This window comes from Thiococcus pfennigii (assembly GCF_016583835.1).
GTDB classification, from domain to species: Bacteria; Pseudomonadota; Gammaproteobacteria; order Chromatiales; family Chromatiaceae; genus Thiococcus; species Thiococcus pfennigii.
Genome location: NZ_NRRW01000100.1, coordinates 1 through 5712 on the forward strand (window position 1 = coordinate 1; position 5712 = coordinate 5712).

Consider the following 5712-nt stretch of genomic DNA (forward strand, 5'->3'; position numbering starts at 1 on the left):
TCCTGCTCCCGCATCTCTGCATCTGTTGATCCGATTCGACTGCCGAGGATAACCGCAGCCCGGCCCCATGTGACGCGACGATGACGTTCGACATGGTACCGGGCGCGGGCTGCGGTTATCCTCGGCAGTCGAATCGGATCAACAGATGCAGAGATGCGGGAGCAGGATACGATGATGGCGTTGCCACTGACGGATGCGCAGGCCTGCGGGCTGATTCAGCAGCTGACCGCGGCCAACCCGGACTTCTCCGCGTTCGCCCAGCAGTACGCCTTCCTCGGCGAGCACCCCCTCCCGGAGGAGCAGACGGCGGCGCTCGCCCGGGAGGTCCTGGACGTGCTCTGCGAATCGCCGCACCAGGCGGCGCGCATCGACGCCCTCCTGCTGACCGCCGCGCCCACCCCAATCGGCCGCACCGCGGTCCCGCCGCTGCTCGCCGCCGCCTTCCTGATGCGCAATTACCTGCGCTTCCGCCGACGCGCCGACGGCGGCTGGGAACCCTTGGTCGAGCACGGCCCGGCCGACAGCCCGGCCCTGACCGGCCTGCTGCAACGGATCACCGCCCTGGTGCCTCGGGCGCAGACCGCCGGCGCCTGAGGGCGGATGGGAGGGAGCAGGCACCGATGGCCAAGGCCAAGGAGCCGGTGACCCAGGCGGTGCGCGCGTTGCGCGCGGCGGGCGTCGCCTTCGAGGGCCACCCCTACGCCTATGTCGAGGGCGGCGGCACCGCCCAATTCGCCCGCGAGGCGGGCGTCGACGAGCACCTGGTGATCAAGACCCTGATCATGGAGGACGAGGCGGCCCGGCCGCTGATCGCCCTGATGCACGGCGACCGCCAGGTCTCGGCCCAGGCGCTGGCCCGGCAGATCGGCGCGAAGCGGGTCCTGCCCTGCGCGCCGGCCGTCGCCGAGCGCCACACCGGCTACAAGGTCGGGGGCACCTCGCCGTTCGGCACCCGCCAACGGATGCCCGTCTACTGCGAGGCTGGCATCGCCGGGCTGCCGCGGATCTACATCAACGGCGGCAAGCGCGGTTACATCATCTCGCTCGCGACGCAGGACTTGCTGGCCCTGCTCGCCCCGACCTTGGTCGAGATGGCGCAGGCGTGACGGTGGCGGCGCGGCACCCGACGCATCGTGCGCAGCCGCCGGCCGGGTCGACGAAAAAGGGGCACCCCGGACGCGCCGAGATGCCCCTGGATTCACCTGTTCGTCAGCGACGAGAATAGGGAAGCGTTGAAGTATTCAGCGCTTCCCGTGCGGGGCAGGAGCCCCGCGCTGATTCTTGGCCAGGACGGCCAATAAATCAGCGTCTCCCTAGGCGATATAGGCCGGTTCGTCCGGCGTCGCCTCGGGCTCGGCCGGGCGGCGCGGCCGCAGGCCGCCGACCAGGTTGCGCCAACCGACCGCGAGCAGCGCCGCCGCGACGGCGACACCGATCGCCCAGAGCCCGGAGACGGGCCAGGTCAGCACCAGCAGGGTACCGCCGATCAGGGCGACGGTACCGCGCGCGATATCGCGCCGCGCCGCGTCGCCGAAGACCCGATAGAGCCCCCAGAGCACGAGTGCGAAGGCGGCGAAGAGCGTCACGCCGACGGCGGAGCCGACCGGGTTGAAGACCATCGCGAGGCCGCCGAAGGCATAGACGGCGGCGTAGACGAGGTGCGGTTTCCGGGGCTGCCCATCGGGCGCGCGCCACGCCTTCGTCACCTGATAGACGGCCGCGCCGAGGAGCACGACGCCGATGGTCAGGACCGCGGCGACCGTCAGCAGCGGCACCAGGGCCAGCCCCACGACGCCCATCGCGACGGCGACGGCGCCGCTCGCGAGCAGCCCGAACCGCCGGGGCCTGGCCGGGACGACCGAGGTCGTCGAGAGATTGACTGTGGACATGGTTCATGCCTCCCGTGCTTTAAACCTAGCTTTATAGTCAGGTAAAGACGGAGGATTTCAAGGGCCCGGCCAACCGCACCCCGCGGTGTCAGCTGCCGCGGCCCTGCGCGCCGGTATCGCCTTCGCCCGTCGGCGCGGCGGCGCGATCGAGTTCGCGCAAGTGGGCGAGCTTCTCGGCGATGCGGATCTCCAGGCCGCGGCCGACGGGCTCGTAGTAGGTCCGCGGGCCGAGGCCGTCGGGAAAGTAGTCCTCGCCGGCTGCGTAGCCCTCGGGCTCGTCGTGGGCATAGCGATAGCGCCGGCCGTGGCCGAGCGCCTTCATCAGGCCCGTCGGGGCGTTGCGCAAGTGGCTGGGGACCTCGCGCGAGCCGCTGCGCCGCGCGTCGGCCAACGCCGCGTTCCAGGCCTTGTAGACGGCGTTGCTCTTGGCCGCGCAGGCCAGGTAGACGACCGCTTGGGCCAGCGCCAGCTCGCCCTCGGGGCTGCCGAGGCGCTGCTGTACGTCCCAGGCGTCGAGCGCGAGCCCGAGGGCGCGCGGGTCGGCGTTGCCGATGTCCTCGCTGGCCATCCGCACGATCCGCCGCGCGACGTAGAGTGGATCGCAGCCGCCATCGAGCATCCGCGCGAGCCAGTACAGGGCCGCGTCGGGGGCCGAGCCGCGCACCGCCTTGTGCAGGGCCGAGATCTGGTCGTAGAAGATGTCGCCGCCCTTGTCGAAGCGGCGCAGCGAGCCGGTCACGACCTCGGTCACGGCGGCGATGCCGATCTCCGAACCGTCGGTCAGCTGAGCGGCGAGCTCCAACAGGTTCAGCGCGCGCCGCGCATCGCCGTCGGCCGCCTCGGCCAGCGCCGCGCGGGCCTCGTCGCTCAGGTGCAGACCGCGATCGCCGAGCCCGCGCTCGCGGTCGGCGAGGGTCGCGTCCAGGATGCGCCCGAGGGCCGCCGGAGTCAGGGCCTGGAGCAGGTAGACCCGCGCCCGCGACAGCAGGGCGTTGTTGAGCTCGAAGGACGGGTTCTCGGTCGTCGCGCCGATGAAGATCAGGGTGCCGTCCTCGACGTGGGGCAGGAAGGCGTCCTGTTGGCCCTTGTTGAAGCGATGGACCTCGTCGATGAAGAGGATCGTGCCGCGGCCCTCCTCGGCCCGCCGGCGGCGCGCCTCGGCGACGGCCTCGCGGACGTCCTTGACCCCGGCGAGGACCGCCGAGAGCTTGACGAAGGCGCAGCCGGAGTGGCGCGCGACGAGCCGCGCCAGCGTCGTCTTGCCGCTGCCCGGCGGCCCCCAGAGCACCATCGAGTGCAGGCGATCGCGGGCGATGGCCTGGCGCAACGGCTTGCCCTCGGCGAGCAGGTGGTCCTGACCCTGGAGCTCGGCGAGGGTGCGTGGGCGCATCCGCTCGGCGAGCGGCGCGAACGGGGCGGGATCGTCGAGCGAATGGTCCGCGGGGGTGGTCATCGGCCGAGATGATGGGCGCGCAGCACCCGGGCCGCAAGTGCGCCGCCGCGATCGTCGGTGCTCAGTCGAACTCGAGGAAGTCCCCGCCCGTCGAGTGGTCGAAGCGGAACAGGTCGTCCTCGAGCGGCTGGTTGCGGCGGATGTCGGCGAAGCGCAGGTGCGTGACCTGGCCGAAGCGGTCGAACATGAGCAGGGTGTCGAGCTGCTCGCCATCGAAGCCGATCTCGATCCGCTCGATCTCGGTGTCCGGGTCCCGCGGGCGCAGCGCCACCCAGTCGCGCTCGCCGCCCTCCTCCATCGGGGTGACGACGAAGAGGTCCTCGATCGGCTCGTCCTGCGTCAGCAGAAGCGCCGGGGTGCCGCGCAGGGCGGCCTGCTGACTGCGATGATAGACCTGCTCGAGCTCCAGGTCGTGGACGTAGACCCGCTTGCCGTCGGCGATGATCACCTGCGCGAATGGGGTGCGGTACTCCCAGCGAAAGCGCCCGGGCCGCTCGAGGTACAGCCGTCCGTCCGATTCCAGCATCTGGGTCCGGTCGGAATTGAAGGTGACCTGATGGAAATCGGCCTGCAGGGTCGTCAGCCCGTCGAGATAGCCGTCGAGCCGCGCGGCACCGTCGGCGGCCCGGGCCGGGGCGCCGACGAGCGCCAACGCGGCCAACAGGAGGACGAGGCCGAGGACGCTCGCGTGGCGGGGAGGGCGAATGGGAATGGCGTGGGTCATGACGACGGCCTTCGCTGGGACGGATGGGCCAGGCGGTGCGCGGCGCCGCTCAATCGGCCGGGGGCGGCGGGGCGAGGACCTCGCGGTTGCCGTTCGTCTCGGCCGGGCCGACGATGCCGATCCGCTCCATCTCCTCGACCATGCGCGCGGCCCGATTGTAGCCGATCTTCAGGCGTCGCTGGACCCCGGAGATCGAGGCGCGGCGCGACTCGGTGACGATCTGGACCGCCTCGTCGAAGAGCGGGTCCTGGTCCTCGAGGTCACCGCGCGGCTCCTGATCGATGCCGGGCAGGAACTCGTCGGGCTCGCGCAGGACGTCCTCGATGTAGTCCGGCTCGCCGGTCTCGCGCAGGTACTCGACGACGCGGTGGACCTCCGAGTCGTCGACGAAGGCCCCGTGCAGGCGGCGCGGGATGCTGCCGCCCGGGGCCAGGTAGAGCATGTCGCCGTAGCCGAGCAGCTGCTCGGCGCCCATCTGGTCGAGGATGGTGCGCGAATCGACCCGTGCTGAGACCTGAAACGCGATGCGGGTCGGGATGTTGGCCTTGATCAGGCCCGTCAACACGTCGACCGACGGGCGCTGGGTCGCGAGCAGCAGGTGGATGCCCGAGGCCCGCGCCTTCTGGGCCAGACGGGCGATCAGCTCCTCGACCTTCTTGCCGACCACCATCATCATGTCGGCCAGTTCGTCGATGATGACGACGATGTAGGGCATGTGCGAGAGGGTCGGCACCGGCTCGCCATCCTCGCCCGCGAGACCGCCGTGCTCGGTGACGAAGGTCGGGTCCGGGATCGGTGTCCCGGCCGCTGCGGCCTCGGCGACCTTGCGGTTGAAGCCGGCGATGTTGCGCACCCCGAGCTGGGCCATCAGCCGGTAGCGCCGTTCCATCTCGCCGACGCACCAGCGCAGCGCGTTAGCCGCCTCCTTCATGTCGGTGACGACCGGGGTCAGCAGATGCGGGATGCCCTCGTAGACCGAGAGCTCGAGCATCTTCGGGTCGACCATGATCAGGCGCACGTCCTCGGGGCTGGCCTTGTAGACCAGGCTCAGGATCATCGCGTTGATCGCGACCGACTTGCCCGAGCCGGTCGTGCCGGCGATCAGCGCGTGCGGCATGCGCCCGAGATCGGCGACCACTGGGCGGCCGGCGATGTCGGTGCCGAGCGCCAAGGTCAGCGGCGACTTGGCCTCCTGATAGCCGTTGCTCGCGAGGATCTCGCGCAGGTAGACGATCTCGCGCTGATTGTTCGGGATCTCCAGGCCGATGACCGACTTGCCCGGGATCACCTCGACGACCCGCACGCTGATCGTCGACAGCGCGCGCGCCAGGTCCTTCGCCAGGCCGGTGATCTTGCTCACCTTGGTGCCGGCGGCGAGCTGCAGCTCGAAGAGGGTCACGACCGGCCCGGGGCAGACCTCGACGACGGCGACCTCGACACCGAACTCCTTGAGCCGCGCCTCGACCTGCTGGGAGAGGTCATCGAGATCCTCCTGCGAAAAGCCCCGCCCGGTCTTGCGCGGCACCTCCAGCAGGTCGAGCGGCGGACAGGCGTCGTCGACGGGCGCACGGACCGCGGCGCGGCGCACCGGCTCGGGCCGCGCCGCCGCCTTCGACCGGGGGACGGGCCTGGACACGGGCGGGGAT

Annotated in this window: 6 protein-coding genes; 2 read left to right on the plus strand and 4 right to left on the minus strand. The window is 71.0% G+C overall.

Annotation, left to right across the window (positions count from 1 at the left end; genetic code table 11):
- Positions 1–153: 153 nt before the first annotated feature.
- Together CKO41_RS17635 and CKO41_RS17640 are read left to right on the plus strand one after the other, a co-directional pair.
- Entirely contained in the window at positions 154–594 is a 441-nt protein-coding gene (locus CKO41_RS17635) for a hypothetical protein (protein WP_200254840.1), read from the plus strand.
- A gap of 26 nt (positions 595–620) precedes the next feature.
- A complete protein-coding gene (locus CKO41_RS17640) occupies positions 621–1106 on the plus strand; it encodes an aminoacyl-tRNA deacylase (RefSeq protein WP_200383216.1) in 486 nt (161 codons plus the stop codon).
- 207 nt (positions 1107–1313) lie between these two features.
- Here CKO41_RS17640 and CKO41_RS17645 read toward each other — a convergent pair whose 3' ends face one another.
- The 4 genes from CKO41_RS17645 to CKO41_RS17660 all read right to left on the minus strand — a co-directional run.
- A complete protein-coding gene (locus CKO41_RS17645; protein WP_200383217.1) occupies positions 1314–1889 on the minus strand; it encodes an HdeD family acid-resistance protein in 576 nt (191 codons plus the stop codon).
- An 88-nt stretch (positions 1890–1977) separates the two neighbouring features.
- Positions 1978–3342, minus strand: a complete 1365-nt coding sequence (locus tag CKO41_RS17650) for a replication-associated recombination protein A (protein WP_200254834.1) — start codon at positions 3340–3342, stop codon at positions 1978–1980.
- A gap of 61 nt (positions 3343–3403) precedes the next feature.
- Positions 3404–4066, minus strand: a complete 663-nt coding sequence (gene lolA / locus CKO41_RS17655; protein WP_200383218.1) for an outer membrane lipoprotein periplasmic chaperone LolA — start codon at positions 4064–4066, stop codon at positions 3404–3406.
- Between the two features lie 49 nt (positions 4067–4115).
- On the minus strand, positions 4116–5712 hold a 1597-nt coding region (locus CKO41_RS17660), incomplete at its 5' end, for a DNA translocase FtsK (protein WP_274607605.1).

What these genes read in the sequence shown, in the direction of transcription:
- CKO41_RS17635 (WP_200254840.1), top strand. Translation starts at nt 154, where the DNA reads ATGCGGGAGCAGGATACGATGATGGCGTTGCCACTGACGGATGCGCAG.
- CKO41_RS17640 (WP_200383216.1), top strand. Translation starts at nt 621, where the DNA reads ATGGCCAAGGCCAAGGAGCCGGTGACCCAGGCGGTGCGCGCGTTGCGC.
- CKO41_RS17645 (WP_200383217.1), bottom strand. Translation starts at nt 1,889, where the DNA reads ATGTCCACAGTCAATCTCTCGACGACCTCGGTCGTCCCGGCCAGGCCC.
- CKO41_RS17650 (WP_200254834.1), bottom strand. Translation starts at nt 3,342, where the DNA reads ATGACCACCCCCGCGGACCATTCGCTCGACGATCCCGCCCCGTTCGCG.
- lolA (WP_200383218.1), bottom strand. Translation starts at nt 4,066, where the DNA reads ATGACCCACGCCATTCCCATTCGCCCTCCCCGCCACGCGAGCGTCCTC.